The organism is Streptomyces sp. NPDC002463, assembly GCF_042889835.1.
GTDB classification, from domain to species: domain Bacteria; phylum Actinomycetota; class Actinomycetes; order Streptomycetales; family Streptomycetaceae; genus Streptomyces; species Streptomyces nymphaeiformis.
Genome location: NZ_JBIARL010000016.1, coordinates 140254 through 155216, shown reverse-complemented (window position 1 = coordinate 155216; position 14963 = coordinate 140254). Strand labels below are relative to the sequence as shown.

18 protein-coding genes are annotated in these 14963 nt (G+C 72.1%); 10 read left to right on the top strand and 8 right to left on the bottom strand.

The annotated features are described in order from the left end of the window. The first annotated feature begins 25 nt into the window (after nucleotides 1–25). Genes ACFYX3_RS29590 through ACFYX3_RS29580 form a run of 3 tightly spaced genes read left to right on the top strand, consistent with a single transcriptional unit; the run spans nucleotide 26 to nucleotide 2997 of the window. Entirely contained in the window at nucleotides 26–1225 is a 1200-nt protein-coding gene (locus ACFYX3_RS29590) for an ABC transporter substrate-binding protein (RefSeq protein ID WP_389019577.1), read from the top strand. Between the two features lie 10 nt (nucleotides 1226–1235). Continuing rightward, nucleotides 1236–2159: an ABC transporter permease gene (locus ACFYX3_RS29585; protein ID WP_382653893.1), complete on the top strand. Its 924-nt coding sequence runs from the start codon at nucleotides 1236–1238 to the stop codon at nucleotides 2157–2159. Between the two features lie 22 nt (nucleotides 2160–2181). After that, nucleotides 2182–2997 (top strand): ABC transporter permease, encoded by an 816-nt coding sequence (locus tag ACFYX3_RS29580; protein WP_116164296.1) that lies wholly within the window; start codon nucleotides 2182–2184, stop codon nucleotides 2995–2997. A gap of 4 nt (nucleotides 2998–3001) precedes the next feature. Here the strand turns inward: ACFYX3_RS29580 and ACFYX3_RS29575 are convergent, their stop codons facing one another. The 3 genes from ACFYX3_RS29575 to ACFYX3_RS29565 form a co-directional block, all read right to left on the bottom strand. Further along, nucleotides 3002–3313 (bottom strand): CU044_2847 family protein, encoded by a 312-nt coding sequence (locus ACFYX3_RS29575; protein ID WP_382653890.1) that lies wholly within the window; start codon nucleotides 3311–3313, stop codon nucleotides 3002–3004. A gap of 13 nt (nucleotides 3314–3326) precedes the next feature. Next, complete coding sequence (locus ACFYX3_RS29570) at nucleotides 3327–4751, bottom strand: Ig-like domain-containing protein (RefSeq protein ID WP_389019570.1); 1425 nt, start codon at nucleotides 4749–4751, stop codon at nucleotides 3327–3329. Between the two features lie 127 nt (nucleotides 4752–4878). After that, nucleotides 4879–5364 carry an SRPBCC domain-containing protein gene (locus ACFYX3_RS29565; RefSeq protein ID WP_389019566.1) on the bottom strand — a complete coding sequence of 162 codons (486 nt, stop codon included), beginning with the start codon at nucleotides 5362–5364 and terminating at the stop codon, nucleotides 4879–4881. A gap of 180 nt (nucleotides 5365–5544) precedes the next feature. On the opposite strand from ACFYX3_RS29565, the gene ACFYX3_RS29560 reads away from it, so the two are divergent. Both ACFYX3_RS29560 and ACFYX3_RS29555 read left to right on the top strand, forming a co-directional pair. Continuing rightward, the gene (locus tag ACFYX3_RS29560) at nucleotides 5545–6135 is read left to right on the top strand and encodes a PadR family transcriptional regulator (protein WP_389019564.1); all 591 of its coding nucleotides are present in this window, start codon (nucleotides 5545–5547) and stop codon (nucleotides 6133–6135) included. A 102-nt stretch (nucleotides 6136–6237) separates the two neighbouring features. Continuing rightward, nucleotides 6238–6687, top strand: a complete 450-nt coding sequence (locus tag ACFYX3_RS29555; protein WP_116164286.1) for a peroxiredoxin — start codon at nucleotides 6238–6240, stop codon at nucleotides 6685–6687. 12 nt (nucleotides 6688–6699) lie between these two features. On the opposite strand, the gene ACFYX3_RS29550 is transcribed toward ACFYX3_RS29555, so the two are convergent. Both ACFYX3_RS29550 and ACFYX3_RS29545 read right to left on the bottom strand, forming a co-directional pair. After that, nucleotides 6700–7023 carry an SHOCT domain-containing protein gene (locus tag ACFYX3_RS29550; protein ID WP_389019562.1) on the bottom strand — a complete coding sequence of 108 codons (324 nt, stop codon included), beginning with the start codon at nucleotides 7021–7023 and terminating at the stop codon, nucleotides 6700–6702. A 2-nt stretch (nucleotides 7024–7025) separates the two neighbouring features. After that, nucleotides 7026–7466, bottom strand: coding sequence for a DUF6325 family protein (locus ACFYX3_RS29545; protein ID WP_389019561.1), 441 nt, complete (start codon nucleotides 7464–7466; stop codon nucleotides 7026–7028). Nucleotides 7467–7627: 161 nt separating this feature from the next. On the opposite strand from ACFYX3_RS29545, the gene ACFYX3_RS29540 reads away from it, so the two are divergent. The 5 genes from ACFYX3_RS29540 to ACFYX3_RS29520 all read left to right on the top strand — a co-directional run bounded on the left by ACFYX3_RS29540 (nucleotide 7628) and on the right by ACFYX3_RS29520 (nucleotide 11650). Continuing rightward, on the top strand, nucleotides 7628–8026 hold the full coding sequence (locus tag ACFYX3_RS29540) for an SHOCT domain-containing protein (protein ID WP_389019560.1): 399 nt from the start codon (nucleotides 7628–7630) through the stop codon (nucleotides 8024–8026). Between the two features lie 251 nt (nucleotides 8027–8277). After that, nucleotides 8278–8997 (top strand): hypothetical protein, encoded by a 720-nt coding sequence (locus tag ACFYX3_RS29535; RefSeq protein WP_389019559.1) that lies wholly within the window; start codon nucleotides 8278–8280, stop codon nucleotides 8995–8997. Nucleotides 8998–9050: 53 nt separating this feature from the next. Beyond that, entirely contained in the window at nucleotides 9051–9500 is a 450-nt protein-coding gene (locus ACFYX3_RS29530; protein ID WP_352028729.1) for an Rrf2 family transcriptional regulator, read from the top strand. Between the two features lie 71 nt (nucleotides 9501–9571). Next, nucleotides 9572–10759 (top strand): globin domain-containing protein, encoded by a 1188-nt coding sequence (locus tag ACFYX3_RS29525; protein WP_389019557.1) that lies wholly within the window; start codon nucleotides 9572–9574, stop codon nucleotides 10757–10759. Nucleotides 10760–10882: 123 nt separating this feature from the next. Next, on the top strand, nucleotides 10883–11650 hold the full coding sequence (locus tag ACFYX3_RS29520) for a rod shape-determining protein MreC (RefSeq protein WP_389019555.1): 768 nt from the start codon (nucleotides 10883–10885) through the stop codon (nucleotides 11648–11650). 222 nt (nucleotides 11651–11872) lie between these two features. Here the strand turns inward: ACFYX3_RS29520 and ACFYX3_RS29515 are convergent, their stop codons facing one another. The 3 genes from ACFYX3_RS29515 to ACFYX3_RS29505 all read right to left on the bottom strand — a co-directional run bounded on the left by ACFYX3_RS29515 (nucleotide 11873) and on the right by ACFYX3_RS29505 (nucleotide 14963). Beyond that, the gene (locus ACFYX3_RS29515) at nucleotides 11873–12658 is read right to left on the bottom strand and encodes a polysaccharide deacetylase family protein (RefSeq protein ID WP_389019553.1); all 786 of its coding nucleotides are present in this window, start codon (nucleotides 12656–12658) and stop codon (nucleotides 11873–11875) included. 256 nt (nucleotides 12659–12914) lie between these two features. After that, nucleotides 12915–13358 carry a hypothetical protein gene (locus tag ACFYX3_RS29510; RefSeq protein ID WP_352028733.1) on the bottom strand — a complete coding sequence of 148 codons (444 nt, stop codon included), beginning with the start codon at nucleotides 13356–13358 and terminating at the stop codon, nucleotides 12915–12917. Between the two features lie 57 nt (nucleotides 13359–13415). Then, a complete protein-coding gene (locus ACFYX3_RS29505) occupies nucleotides 13416–14963 on the bottom strand; it encodes an ATP-dependent DNA ligase (protein ID WP_389019550.1) in 1548 nt (515 codons plus the stop codon).

The following is a 14963-nucleotide window of genomic DNA, read 5'->3' as shown; positions in this document are numbered from 1 at the left end:
TCCCCCTCACGCAACGGAGAACCACGTGCGACCGCACCGCTCCCTCCTGACCGCAGCCGCCCTCTCCGGGCTGCTCCTCGTCACCGCCTGCGGATCGGCCGACCCGGCGGGGTCCGGGAAGTCCGGCGGCCTCAACCCGCCCGCCCTGAAGGCGCCGACGGCCCTCGGCAAAGCCGAGGGCGAGGTCAACCTGATCGCCTGGGCCGGTTATGTCGAGGACGGCTCCAACGACCCGAAGGTCGACTGGGTCAGCGCCTTCGAGAAGCAGACCGGCTGCCAGGTCAACGCCAAGACCGCCGCCACCTCCGACGAGATGGTCTCGCTGATGAAGACCGGCGCGTACGACGCCGTCTCCGCCTCCGGCGACGCCTCCCTGCGCCTGATCGCCTCCGGCGACGCCGCGCCCGTGAACACCGCGCTCGTGCCGAACTACGCCGACGTCTTCGCCGGGCTCAAGAACAAGGACTGGAACTCCGTCAAGGGCGTCGCCTACGGCATCCCGCACGGCCGCGGCGCCAACCTCCTCATGTACGACACGCAGAAGGTGAAGCCGGCCCCCGACTCCTGGTCCGCCGTCTTCGACAAGGCCTCGGCGCACAGCGGCAAGGTCACCGCGTACGACTCCCCCATCTACCTCGCGGACGCCGCCCTGTACCTCAAGGCGACCAAGCCCGAGCTCGGCATCAAGAACCCGTACGCCCTCGACCAGAAGCAGTTCGACGCCGCCGTGGCCCTGCTCAAGGAGCAGAACGCGCACATCGGCGAGTACTGGAGCGACTACCTCAAGGAGATCTCCGCCTTCAAGAGCGGCGACTCGGTCGTCGGCACCAGCTGGCAGGTCATCGCCAACCTCGCCGAGTCCGAGGGCGCGAAGGTCGACGCGGTCCTGCCGAAGGAGGGCTCCACCGGCTGGTCCGACACCTGGATGGTCTCGGCCAAGGCCGAGCACCCCACCTGCGCCTACAAGTGGCTCGACTGGATCGTCTCGCCGAAGACCAACGCGCAGGTCGCCGAGTACTTCGGCGAGGCCCCGGCCAACGCGAAGTCGTGCGCCGAGACCGCCGACAAGAACCACTGCGCCGTCTTCCACGCGAGCGACGAGGCGTACTGGAAGCAGGTCCACTTCTGGACCACGCCCATCGAGCAGTGCCTGGACGGCCGGACGGACACCCGCTGCGTGCCGTACGCCAAGTGGGTCCAGGCCTGGACCGAGATCAAGGGCTGACCCCGGCGCCATGACCGCACTCTCCCCCGGGCTCTCCCCCGAGTCCGCGACGCGAACCGCCGGCCCCGGACGAAGCGCCGTCCGGCGGTTCGCCGGGGCCCTGCACCGGCGGCCCCGGCTGCGCCTCGCCGCCCTGCTCACCGCCCCGCTGCTGTGGCTGGTCCTCGCCTACCTCGGCTCCCTCGCGGCCCTGTTCCTCTCCGCCTTCTGGTCGACCGACGCCTTCACCTCCGAGGTCGTCCGGATCTGGACCTCGCAGAACTTCGAGGAACTCGTCGGCTCCCCCGTCTACCGCACGGTCGCCCTGCGCACCATCGGCGTCGCCCTGGCCGTGACCGCGCTCTGCGCCGTCATCGCCTTCCCGCTCGCCTTCTACACCGCGCGCGTCGCCCACCCGCGCCGCCGCCCCCTGTTCGTGGTGGCGCTGCTCATGCCGCTGTGGGCCGGCTACCTCGTGAAGGTGTACGCGTGGCGGCTCATCCTCTCCGAGGGCGGACCGCTCGACTGGGCACTGCGGCCGCTCGGCCTGAGCGGACCGGGGTACGGGCTCACGGCGACGGTGCTCGTCCTCACGTACCTCTGGCTGCCGTACATGGTGCTGCCGATCCACACCGCGCTCGCCCAGCTCCCCGACAACCTCCTGAACGCCTCGGCGGACCTCGGGGCGAGGACGTGGCGGACCTTCGTCTCGGTGGTGCTGCCCCTGGTGTGGCCGGCGGTGGCCGCCGGGTCCGTCTTCACCTTCTCCCTGAGCCTCGGCGACTACATCACGGTGCAGATCGTCGGCGGCAAGACCCAGCTGATCGGCAACCTCGTCTACTCCAACGTCACCCTGAACCTGCCGCTGGCGGCCGCGCTCGGCACCGTGCCCGTCGCCGTCATCGTGCTGTACCTCCTCGCCGTGCGGCGCTCCGGCGCGCTGCGCAGCCTGTGACCGGCCGGAAGGACCGCGACCGATGAACCTCTCCCGTCCCGCGCGGATCGCGCTGCGCACCGCGGCCGGTCTCGGCTTCGCGGCGATCTACCTGCCGCTGCTGCTCGTCCTGCTCGGCTCGCTCAACCCGGACCGCTCGGCGAGCTGGCCGCCGCCCGGCCTCACGCTCGACTGGTGGGCGACGGCCTGGGACAACGAGGGCGCCCGCGCGGCGCTGTGGACCTCGGTCCAGGCAGGACTCGCGGCGACGGCGGTGGCCCTGGTGCTCGGCACGCTCATCGCCTTCGCGGTGCAGCGGTACAGCTTCTTCGGACGGGAGGCCGTCTCCTTCGCGGTCGTGCTGCCGATCGCGCTGCCGGGCATCGTCACCGGCATCGCGCTCAACTCGGCCTTCGGCACGGTCCTCGCTCCCCTCGGCGTGGGACTCGGGATGTTCACCGTGGTCGTCGGCCACGCCACCTTCTGCATCGTGGTCGTCTTCAACAACGTGGTGGCGCGGCTGCGGCGGCTTCCCGGCTCGTACGAGGAGGCCGCGATGGACCTGGGGGCGCACACGTTCCGCGTCTTCTGGGACATCACGTTCCCGCTGCTGCGCTCGGCGCTGCTCGCGGGCGGGCTGCTCGCCTTCGCGCTGTCCTTCGACGAGATCGTGGTGACGACGTTCACGGCGGGACCCGGGGTGCAGACTCTGCCGGTGTGGATCTTCAACAACATGACCCGCCCTCAGCAGGCTCCGGTGGTGAACGTGGTGGCGGCGGCGCTCGTGCTGCTCTCGGTGATCCCGATCTACGCGGCGCAGCGGCTCTCCTCGGACACGGCCGGCGGCGGACGGGTGTGACGGATCAGCCCGGCTCCTTCCGCACCCATTCGAGGGTCACGCGCACGCTGGCGTTCGCGGCGCCCTGGACGACGAGCGCGGTGAGCTTGCCCGCGTCCAGGCCGAGCTGACAGCCGAACTCGACGGTCGCGCGGTCCGGGGCCGCCTGATGGAGCGCCTGCCCGATCTGTCCGGCGAAGGACGAGAGCGCCTCGGTGACGCTCGACAGGTCGGGGAGGCGGCCGCCGAGCCCCTCGAGGTCCGTCTCCGTGCCGAGGCGGCGGGCCTCCACGAAGAGCGTCGCGTCGCCGACGTCGACCTTGGTGATGTCCGGCATCGAAGCTCCCTGTTCAGAGTGTCGGGCTCAGCGCACCCGCGGTCGACCTGGACGCGGGGCCGGCGGCATCCGCGGTGTCCGTGCTGCCTGTGCTGCCTGTACTGCCTGTAATACCGATGCCTTCCGTCGTGTCTGCGGCGAGGGCGCTGCCCCGGAGCCACTGGGGCCAGCTGAGGTTCCAGTCGCCGAAGCCGTTGTCGAACGGCGTCATGGGCTTCCCGTACCCGTTGACGACCCGTACGAGATCCCCCTCGCGCACCGTCCGGAACAGCCAGGCGGCGTCCTCGGTGCTCATGCCCGTACAGCCGTGGCTGACGTCCTCGCTGCCCTGGGAGTCGAGCGACCAGGGCGCGGCGTGCAGGTACTCGCCGCTCCACGTCACCCGGGTGGCCCAGCGGACCTTGAGGTCGTAGAAGTCGGTGCTGCCGCGCTTGATGCCGATGGTGTCGCCGCGCATGCGGACCAGCGGCTCCTTGCCGAGGACCACCTTGATGCCCCCGCGGGTGCGGTAGCCGGCCTTGCCGGTGGTGACCGGGAGGGTGCGCAGGAGTTCCCCGTCGCGGAAGACGGTCATCTGGTGGGCGGAGACGTCGGTGACGGCCTCGATCCGGGCGCCCGTGGTGAACGTGAGGGACTGTGAAGGGCCGCCGTAGAGGCCGCCGCCGATGTGCGCCCCGTCGAGGCCGCTGTGGACCCGGACCGTGGCATGGGCCGGCCAGTACGTGCGGGGCCGGTAGTGGAGGGTGGCGTCGTCCACCCAGTACCAGGCGCCGTCCACATGGGGCACGGACCGTACGTCGAGCGCCCGTTCCACGGCACGCCGGGCGTAGGGGTCGTCCTCCGGCACGGGCCGGCTGAGCTCGGCGGTGACCGGCCGGCCCACCCCGAACGTGCCGCCGTCCTCGGGTCCGAAGGTGACCGTCAGCCGCTCCCCGGCGGACATCGGGGCCGTCCGGAAGTCGAGGCGGGCGCGGTGGGCGCCGCCGGCCCCGGTCCCGTCGACGACGAGGCGGGCGGCGTAGCGCGCTCCGGCCGGCAGGGGCGCGGCGCTGGTCCACCGGGTGTGGTCCGCGCTCTGCGTTCCGGCGATCCGGTGGCCGCGCTGGTCGGTGACGGTGACGTCGGCGAGCGCTCCGGGGGTGCGGAGCGCGAGCTCGATGGGCCCGGTGGCCCGTGGGCCGAGCGTGAACGGCCGGCCGGTGAGGACGCGGTCGCCCCCGAGGACGACCGTGTGGCGCGGGGCGGAGCACAGGCCGCCGCCGGCGGCACAGCCGTCGACCGCGACGACGGCTGTGGCGTCCCGGGAGGCGGAGGAGCGGTGGCGACGCTCGGAGTCCTCGTCGGGAGTCTGGGCCGCCGTGCTGACGAGGACGGCTCCGACGGCGAGGGAGAGCGCTCCCCACCCCCGTGCGTATCGGCGTGACGGCACGTCGGACACCCTCCCCTTTCCCGCGGAGACGTCGGCGGGCGGTGCCGACCACAGCATCAAAGCGGATGAAAGGAGAAAAAGATGATCAAGGCGATGGGCGTGGCGGCGTAGTCGGGGGCGAGACGACTCGAATGGGTCAGCGGGGCGGTTCCGGAAGCTCCTCGCCCGTCTCCAGGAGGGACTTGAGACTGGAGAGCAGTGCGGGCCAGCCCTCCCCGATCAGTGCCTTGATCGTGCCGTGGGGCTCCAGGTCGCCGTGGGTGACGGTGAGCTTGACCGTGTCGCCGGAGGGCTCGATCACGAAGGTGACCCGGGACCGGCGCTCGCGGACGAGGCGCTGGTACACCTCGTCGTCGAGCCGGACCGCCTCCGCCCAGTCCGGGGTGAAGGTGTGCCAGGTGTACGAGAGGAGGCGGCCGGGTTCGGCCGCGAGGACGACCTGCTCGGGGTCCTCGGTCCTGCGGCCGTTCTCGTCCCAGACCATCGGGGCGCCCGGGGTCCACACCGACTCGAAGGCGACGCCCCAGTAGCGGCGCGTGAGCTCCGGCTCGGTGAGCGCCTGCCAGAGCTCCTCGGGGGTGGTCCGGATATAGGTGGTGTAGACGAACGTGTCGCTGTCCATCGCGCTGCCCCTCGGATCTGCTCCCCCGCGGCCTGCCCCCCCTCCAGCCTAGGCAGGCGCCGGACGGACGTGCCAGCGAAGAACCCCCGTCCGGCACCTCGGTGCTCCGTCGGCCGACCGGGTGCGGAGGAGTTGATTAGGTGCGGAGGAAACTATTCAACGTGCTGCTAGCGTGTCCGGATGTCCCTCAAGCACGCCGTCCTCGCAGCTCTCCTGGAGGGCGAGGCCTCCGGATACGACCTGGCCAAGATCTTCGACGTGTCCGTCGCCAACTTCTGGGCCGCCACACCGCAGCAGCTCTACCGCGAGCTGGAGCGGCTCGCCGAGGCCGGTCTGATCGAGGCCCGCGTGGTCGAGCAGGAACGGCGCCCCAACAAGCGGATGTTCAGCCTCACGGAGCCGGGCAGGCAGGATCTGGTCGCCTACACGACGGCGCCTCCGCGTCCGAGCGCCGTCCGCGACGAGCTGCTCGTGCAGGTGCAGGCCTGCGACGAGGGCGACACCGCGGCCGTCCGCGAGTTCGTGGCCCAGCGGATGGAGACGGCGCGGGCGAAGCTGGCCCGCTACGACCGGCTGCGGGAGTGGATGCTCGACGGCCGTGACGAGGACACCTATCTGGGTGAGGCGGAGCGCGTCGGCCCGTACCTCACGCTCATGCGCGGGCGGTTCTTCGAGGAGGAGAACCTGCGCTGGGGCGAACAGGCCCTCACCGTGCTCGACCGGCGCACCGCCGCACGGAGCGCGGCGCCTCGGGCGGCCCAGCGGGCGTGAGTCGCCCCGAGGGATGACGCCGGTCCTACTGTGCGGTAACGTCACCGCCCGGCCACCGGAGGCACCGGCGGCGACACAGGAACGGATCGGGACGGGCCTGAGATGAACGTCGGTGACCTCGCCGAGGACTTCACGCTGCCGGACGAGACGGGCGCCCCGCGCTCGCTGACCGGCCTGCTCGCGGAAGGTCCGGTCGTCCTCTTCTTCTACCCGGCGGCTCTCACCCCGGGCTGCACCGCCGAGGCCTGTCACTTCCGCGACCTCGCGGCCGAGTTCCGTGCCGTCGGCGCCCTGCCCGTCGGCATCAGCTCCGACGGGGTGGAGCGGCAGCAGGAGTTCGCCGAGCGGCACTCGCTCGGCTACCCGCTGCTGTCCGACCCGGACGGTGCCGTACGGGAGCGGTTCGGCGTGAAGCGCGGGTTCTCGCTCGCCCCGACGAAGCGGGTCACGTTCGTGATCGGCCAGGACCGCCGGGTCCTGGAGGTCGTACGCAGCGAACTCCGCATGAGCGCCCACGCGGACCGCGCACTGGCGGCCCTGCGGGGCGCCTGATTCCGCTTCCGGTCAGACGCCGAGCAGCTTCGCCTTGGCCGCCGCGAACTCCTCCGGGGTGAGCAGGCCCTGCTGGGCGAGCTCACCGAGCCGTGCCAGCTGGTCGGTGATCGTCGCCGCCCCGCCAGGGGCGGGCGCCGGCGGTGGAGGCGCCACGGGCTGCTGCCGCGCCTGGAGTTCGGCGATGGCCTCCTCCTGGTCCTCCTCGCGGCGCGCGGCGCGGGCCGAGCTGCGGCCCGCCCCGTAGGCCGCGCCACCGACGAGGGCGCCGCGCAGCAGGGGAGCGCCCACGGGCCGTACGACCGGTCGTACGAGGGGGCGTCGTCGCAGGAACATGCTCAGCCCCTTCCGACCGCGGCGGCGGCCACGGCCTCGCGATAGGCGTGCCGCGCCTCTTCGACGAGGTCGGGCGCGATGCGCACCGTCCCGGCGATGCGTCCGCCGGCCTCGCGAATCGCCTCCGCGGCCCGCGCGGCCCAGACGTGCTCGACGAGCAGCATCAGCGCGCAGGAGCCCGGTTCGAGCGTCTCGGCCGCCTCGGCCGCGTCCTCGGGGCCGAGCAGATTGGCCTCGGGGCCGATCTCGGCGGTGGCCTCGTCGTACTCCTCGTACCCGACGAGTTCGGAGGTGGACACCTCTCCGGTGGCGGACCTGACGACGACGAGCGAGTCGATCAGCCGCACCTGTCCGGCCCGGCGCAGCTCCCCGATGGCCGTCACGGCCGCCACTTTCAGCCGCTCTCCCGGAAAGGCGAGCACGACGCATTCCACCGGGCCCATGGTGCTCCGTTCTGTTGCTCGTCGGTCCTCGGCCTCCATCCGAACACGGCGGGATCAGGTGCGCACTTGGAGTCGCCACGACATGCGGACGCGTGGCGACTGGGTGAGACTCGCTCCATCGCCAGGCCTCCCACCGGCCTGCGCGGGAACGGAGTGCAGGAATGGACGACTACCCCGCCCTCAACCTCTTCTGGACCATGCTGTGGTTCTTCCTCTGGATCTTGTGGCTCTTCCTGCTGTTCAAGGTGATCACGGACATCTTCCGTGATCACTCGCTCAGCGGATGGGGCAAGGCCGGCTGGCTGATCTTCTGCATCCTGCTGCCCTACCTCGGCGTCCTGGTCTACGTCATCGCCCGCGGCAAGGGCATGAGCCAGCGGGACGTCAAGCAGGCCAAGGAGAGCGAGGCCGCGTTCCAGGACTACATCCGCAAGACCGCCGGCTCGGAGGGCGGTGGTGGCGGAGCCGCCGCCGAACTGGCCCGGCTCTCCGAACTCAAGGAGAAGGGCGCGATCACGGCCGAGGAGTTCGAGAAGGCCAAGGCCAAGGTCCTGTCCTGAGATTCCACAAGCGGCGCTCCGGACGCCGCGGCGCCGGTGCGGCGGGGGGCGGGAACGGCGCCCGGCTCGAGGGTTCGCTGCTGCGGGAGGTCACGGCGGAGCCCGGGAGACTGCCGGAAGCCCTCGCCTCCTTCGCCCTGCGCCACCTCGGTCCCGGGGCGGGGCCGTCGGTCGAACGCCTTCGTGCCGCCCATCCCGACGCCGACGCGACAGCCCTGCGGGCCCTCGTCGTCACACGCGGGCGCCGGAGGGTGACGGCGGAGGGCTCCTTCGTCGGCGGCCCGTTCATGCTCTTCATCCCGGTCGCGTTCTGCGGCGCCCTGCTCTCCCAGGTGCGCATCGTGCTCGAACTCGCCGCCACGGAGGGGCTCGACACCACGGATCCGCAGCGTGCGGCCGAACTCCTCGTCCTGCAAGGGGTGTACGCGGACACCATCGCGGCCCGGGCCGCCCTCGACGCCGCCCCCGACAGGCCGCGACCGGAGAAGCGGCCGGGCCGCGTGGTCGCGTTCCGCGCTCTGGTGCTGCGCATGGCCTGGCTGCTCGGACTGCTCGCCCCCTCCGACGAGAAGGTCGGGCTGTGGACCCGCGTCGGCCAGTGGGCGCTCGTCGGCTGCGTGTTCCTGGTGGGCCTGGTGGTCCCGCTCGTCTGGCTGCCGTACATGGCCTACTCGTACAACCGCGCCACGAACCGTCTGACCGACCGGGCCACCGTCTTCTACGTCGGCTCGCGCGACCAGCGCACCCCGCGGGGCGTCCGGGTCGATCCCGCCACGGCCGTGGCGGGGCTGCGCGCGCTGGCATCGATGATGCTGCCGGCGGTCGCCCTGCTCCTGGTCATCGCCACCGACACCCGCATCGCGGGCGGGCGGTGGCCGGTGGCCGGGATCGTCCTGACGACGGGCTGCCTGGTCACGGGCGGCTGGTGGATGTGGCGGCGAGGGCGAAGGCGTCGGGAATCATCCCCCTAGTACGGGGACCCCCCTAATACGTACGCGAGATGCTTCTTTGGTACGGTCAGACCGTGAGGCTGACGAAGTTCACCGACCTGGCGCTCCGTGCCGTGATGCGCCTGGCGGTCACCGCACCGGAGGAGTCCGTCACCACCCGAGAGGTGGCGGAGTCGATGGACGTGCCCTACGCCCACATGGCGAAGGTGGTCACACGGCTCCAGCACCTCGGCGTGGTCGAGGCGCGGCGCGGCCGTGGCGGCGGTCTGGCCCTGACGGAGCTGGGGCGGCGCTCTTCGGTGGGCTGGCTGACCCGGACCCTGGAGGGCGAGGAGGAGGTCGTCGCCTGCGAGGGCGATCCGCCCTGTCCGCTGCGCACCGCGTGCCGGCTGCGCGGAGCGCTGCGCGAGGCACAGGAGGCCTTCTACCGCACGCTCGATCCGCTGACCGTGGCGGAACTCGTGGGCTCTCCCACCGGCCCGCTGCTCCTGACCCTCAGCCCACGCCCCCCGCACTCACCCTGACCGTGCCCGCTCCCCCCGGAGCATCCGCACACCTTTAAATACGCAGATCATCTACCAGATTGAGAGTTCCCATGCTGTCCGAGCAGGCCGTTCCGGTCGTCCGCGCCACCCTGCCCGCCGTCGGCGGCGCCCTCGACGAGATCACCGAGCGCTTCTACGGGCGTCTCTTCGCCGCCCACCCCGAGCTCCTGCGCGACGTGTTCAACCGCGGCAACCAGGCCAACGGCGAGCAGCGGAAGGCGCTGGCCGGCTCCATAGCCGCCTTCGCCGTGGCCCTCCTCGAGAACCCCGACAGCCGTCCCGACGCGATGCTGTCCCGGATCGCGCACAAGCACGCCTCGCTCGGCGTCACCTCCGAGCAGTACAAGATCGTGCACGAGCACCTCTTCGCCGCCATCGTGGAGGTCCTCGGCGACGCCGTGACCCCCGAGGTCGCGCAGGCCTGGGACGAGGTGTACTGGCTGATGGCGAACGCGCTCATCGCCGTGGAGGCCCGCCTCTACCAGGAGGCCGGCGTCGCCGAGGGCCAGGTCTGGCGGACCATGGAGATCGCCGAACGGCGCGAGGAGACGGCCGACACGGTGTCCTTCGTCCTGCGGCCGACCGACGGGACCCCCACGGCCCCGTTCCGGCCGGGGCAGTACGTGAGCGTCCGGGTCGCCCTGCCCGACGGCGCCCGGCAGATCCGCCAGTACAGCCTGTCCGCCGCTCCCGGACACCCGCAGTGGCGGATCACCGTGAAGCGGGTCGACGGCGACCCGGCGGGCGAGGTCTCCTCCTGGCTGCACGCCCACGCAGGCGCGGGCGACACCGTGGAGGTCTCGGTCCCGTTCGGGGACCTGGTCCTGCCCGAGGGCGACAGCCCCCTGCTGCTCGCCTCCGCCGGGATCGGCAGCACCCCGATGCTGGCGATGCTCGACCACCTGGTCGCCACCGGGTCGAAGCGACCGGTCGTCGTGGTGCACGCCGACCGCTCCCCCGCCTCCCACGCGCACGCCGACGAGCTGCGGCGCCTCGTGGACGCGCTGCCGCAGGGGACGCTCCACCTCTGGTACGAGGAGCCGGGCGAGTCCGGCGCCCGGCCGGGCCGCGCGGACGTCACGCTCATCGACCTCCCGGCGGGCACCACCGCGTACCTGTGCGGGCCGCTGCCCTTCCTGCGCGCGGTGCGCGGCGACCTCCTCGGCCGGGGCACCGCCGCGGCCGACATCCACTACGAGGTGTTCGGCCCCGACCTGTGGCTCGGCACCGAGGGCTGACCCACCCTCACCGCCCGCCCCCTTCGATCCCCAAGCAGCATGGCGCCGCAGCCACGGATATTGCATAGTGAGGTCCCATATCAACCTCGCAATCAGCGGGTTCGCAGGAAATGGACGGAAACGATGGGATCGTTCGGAGCAGCAGCTGGCGGCCGGGCCACAGGGCGGCCGGTGCGTGGGATCGCCCTCGACATCGGCAGCTCCCGGACCCGCGCCTGGGCGCCGGGGGCGGGCGTCTTCGCGGACGTTCCGAGCGGCCCCGTCCGGCGTGGCCGGGTGACCGATGCCGACTCCCAGCTCCGGCTGCTCCGCAGCCTGACCGCCTCGGCCCCGGGCGACGGCGGGCACGACACCGTCGTGATGCTCACCCACCCGGTCCTCGCGGCTCCGGAGGAGCGGGCGGCGGCACGGCGGATGGTGGACGGTCTCGGCCCGGTGCGGGTCATCGCCGTGGACAGCGCCCGCGCGGCCGCCGCCTACGCCGCCCCGTCCGGCGGGGGACCACTGCTCGTCGTCGACCTCGGCGCCCAGCTGACGGAGGTCACCCTCGTCGTGGACGGTCTCGTCGAGGACGCCCGGCTGGCCGAGGTGGGCCTCGACGACCTGCCGGAATCGGGGAGCGGGGCGGACACGATCGCCGCGACGACCGCCGACATGGTGAGCGACCTGTGGCGGCACGACCACACAGGCGCCGTCCGCGGGGCGCTGCGCCGGGGCGTCCTGGTCACCGGGGGCGGTGCGCTGCGGCTCGACGTGACCGGGCGCCTGGCCCACCTCCTGCGGGCCCGGCTCCGCCTGGCGAACGACCCGTCCACCAGCGTCGTCCGGGGCGCGGGCCTGATGCTGGCCTCGGCCCTGCGTCACCCGGCGGGCACGCTCCCGCGCGGCTGACGGGGACGACACGAACGGGAACGACAGAGCCCCGGTTGGACGGGGGATTCCAACCGGGGCCGATTGCCGTGACGGGGCGAAGAGCGGTCACCTCTCGGGGGGGGACCTTGGGGACCGGGCCCCTTCGCAGTCACGTACATATGAACGGTAAACCTTTCCCGAATGTTCCGAGGCACCCCCGGTGGGCGATGTGAGTCACCTCACCCGATTTCGGCAGGTCCGTCAGTCCTTCTCGGGACGGTAGACGGTGCCGGGCTCGGCCTTCCCGGGAGCGAGGAGCTCCGGCACCGTCACGAACGTGAAGCCTCGCCGCTTGAGCTCGTCGATGATCGAGGGCACGGCCGGCACCGTGCCGTCGTAGATGTCATGGAGCAGGATGATCCCGTCGCGGTGCGCCTGTTCCAGGACCCGCTGCCGTATGAGGGCCGAGTCGGTGGTCGAGTAGTCCTTGGCCGTGATGCTCCACAGAACCTGGGCCAGACCGAGCTCCCGGCTGACGTCGGACACCGTGCCGTCGGTGCGGCCCTGCGGCGGGCGCATGAGCGTGGGCTTCCGGCCGGTGATCTTCTCGATGGCGTCCTGGGTGCGGGACAGCTCCTCGCGGACCTCGGACTCGTCGAGGTCGGTCAGGATTCGGTGCGACCAGGTGTGGTTGGCGACCTCGTGGCCCTCGTCGGAGATGCGCCTGACCACGTCGGGATAGCGGTCGACGTGCTTGCTGCCGAGTAGGAAGAAGGTGGCGCGCACCTGCTTCTCCTTGAGGACGTCGAGGAGGTGGGGGGTGTCCTTGCCCGGCCCCGCGTCGAAGGTCAGGGCTATGCACTTGACCTTCGTGCAGTCGACGCGGCGGGCGGTACCGCCCGCCTTGTCGTCCGTCGCGGCGTCGCGCCGGGCGTCCTGCGGGGTGACCGGGTCGACGCCGCAGGCTCCGAGCGTCAGCATCAGCGTGGCCGCGGCCAGCAGGGCGGTGCCCATCGTCCTGCTGCGGCCAGACCTGGATCGGAACATGATGGACCCGCTTTCCCCGTGGCGTCTTCGATACGGCCGTCACCGCTGGTCAGGGCGGTGATCACAACCGGAAGGCACTCTACACATGGTGTATACCGGGGAGATCGGCGGGGTCGCCGACCGTTCAGGCGGTGCGGGTCGCCGCAATGCGGCGCGACGCGATGCGGGCCGGCGCATGGACCGCAAGAAGCTCACGGGCACGCAGGAACCCCGGGCGACGCCCGTCCGCGCCACCCGGAGCCTTCACACGCCCCGCTCAGCGGGACGCGAGCAACAGCCGGGCCTCGGTCTCCTGGTCACCGGAGACGGACTGCATCGACTGGATGTCGAAGCCCGTGGCGAGCACCTTCTCGACCTCGTCGACGGCGTGGTAGCCGCCGGTCAGCGTGGCTCCGACCAGGGCGGACAGGTGGGTGGGGGCCACGTCCTCGTGCCGTCCACCGGCCGTGTCGAACGTTGCGGTCCAGACAGTGGGAGCCGGTCCCGTCGCCACCTGCGGGCTCGGTGTCGTCATGTCCTCCAGCTGGTAGACCCGGTCGAGGACGTCGAACACGGCCTGGGCGTCCTCCTTGCAGCAGTCGCTGAGCTGCACGGTGACGTCGGTGTCGATGTGCAAGTCGTACACGTCGCTCATCTCCTCGCGGCCCGCCGGCCGCTCGTGGTGCCACGCACGCCTCGTGCCGGGCGCTCGTCGTGCCACGTCTCCAGCATCCCTCGCGGGAGGCCGCCCCGCGAGACCCGTCGACGTCGACCGCCGTCAGCGGCCTCCGGTGATGCGCTCCACCGTGTCGGCCTCCGAGGCGCGCTTGTCGGGCCGGTGCCGTACGACCCGGGCGAAGCGGAGCGTGACGCCCGCCGGGTAGCGCGTCGAGGCCTGGAGCCCGTCGTACGCGATCTCCACCACGAGCTCGGGCCTCACACGCACGGTGAACCCGTCGTCCGACACGGCGAGTTCACGGAGCCGCTCGGTCTGCCAGCGCAGCATCTCGTCCGTGAGCCCCTTGAAGGTCTTGCCCAGCATGGCGAACCCGCCGTCGGCGGTCCGCGCACCGAGGTGGAGGTTGGAGAGCAGCCCGGTCCTGCGGCCGTGGCCCCGCTCCACGGCGAGCACGATGAGGTCGACGGTGTGGACCGGTTTCACCTTCAGCCAGGTCCGTCCCCTGCGTCCCGCCGCATAGGGCGCCTCCAGCGCCTTCACGAGCACGCCCTCGTGCCCCCGCGACAGCGTGTCCGCGTAGAACCGCTCGGCGGCCTCGGCCTGCGCGGCGTCGGCCGGATCGACGACGACGGCACGGCGCACCCGCTGGGCCTCCGGCAGCAGGCGGGCCAGGACGGCGTGCCGCTCCAGGCCCGGCCGGTCGATCAGCTCCTCGCCCTCCACCGCGAGGACGTCGAAGTAGACCGGCGTGAGGGGAAGCGTGGCCCGCGCACCGGCCACGTCGACCCGGGAGCCGACCCGGGCGGCGATCGACTGGAAGGACACGGGACGTCCGGTCCCGGGGTCGAGGGCGATCACCTCACCGTCCAGGATGAAGACGTCGGCGTCGACCGCACGAGCCGTCGCGACCACCTCCGGAAGCCGATCGGTGATGTCGTCGAGCGAGCGCGTGTACACCCGGACGTCCTCGCCGCGCCGATGCACCTGCACGCGGATCCCGTCGAGCTTCTCCTCGACGGCGCACGCCCCCAGACCGGCGATCGCCTCGGCGACGGAGCCGGCGGTGTGCGCGAGCATCGGCTGCACGGGGCTGCCGACCCGCAGGGTGAACCGGTCGAGCGCGGAAGCCCCTTCGGCCAGCACGGCCTGGGCGACCGGAGGCAGCGACCCTTCGAGCATCACGGCGCGCCGCAGGTCGGGGGCGGGCACCCCGGCGGCCCGCGCGACCCCCTCCAGGGCGACGGCGTCCAGCGCCCCCTGCCGCACCTCACCCGCCAGCAACCGCACCAGCAGTTCCTGTTCGTCGAGGGTCGCGGCCGAGATCAGCCGGTGCACGAGCCGGGTCCGCTCGGCGCGCGCCCCCTCGCCGGACACGGCGGCGAGCTCCGCCATCGCCTCGTCGACCTGTCCGAGCGTGAGGGCGGGCCGGTCGGCGGGCGGAACGGCCGGCGGGATGACGTCCTTGAGGATGCTCCACCCGACCCCGACCCGCCCCTGCGGCAGCCGCCCGGACAGATACGCGATGACGAGCGGACTCTCGTCGGACCCGGCCTCGGCGAACAACTCGGCCAGCAGTGCGATCTTGCGCGACCGCGCGGACGCAACGGCGACCTCCCGGGACACTTCCGCGACTCGCGCAAGCAGCAT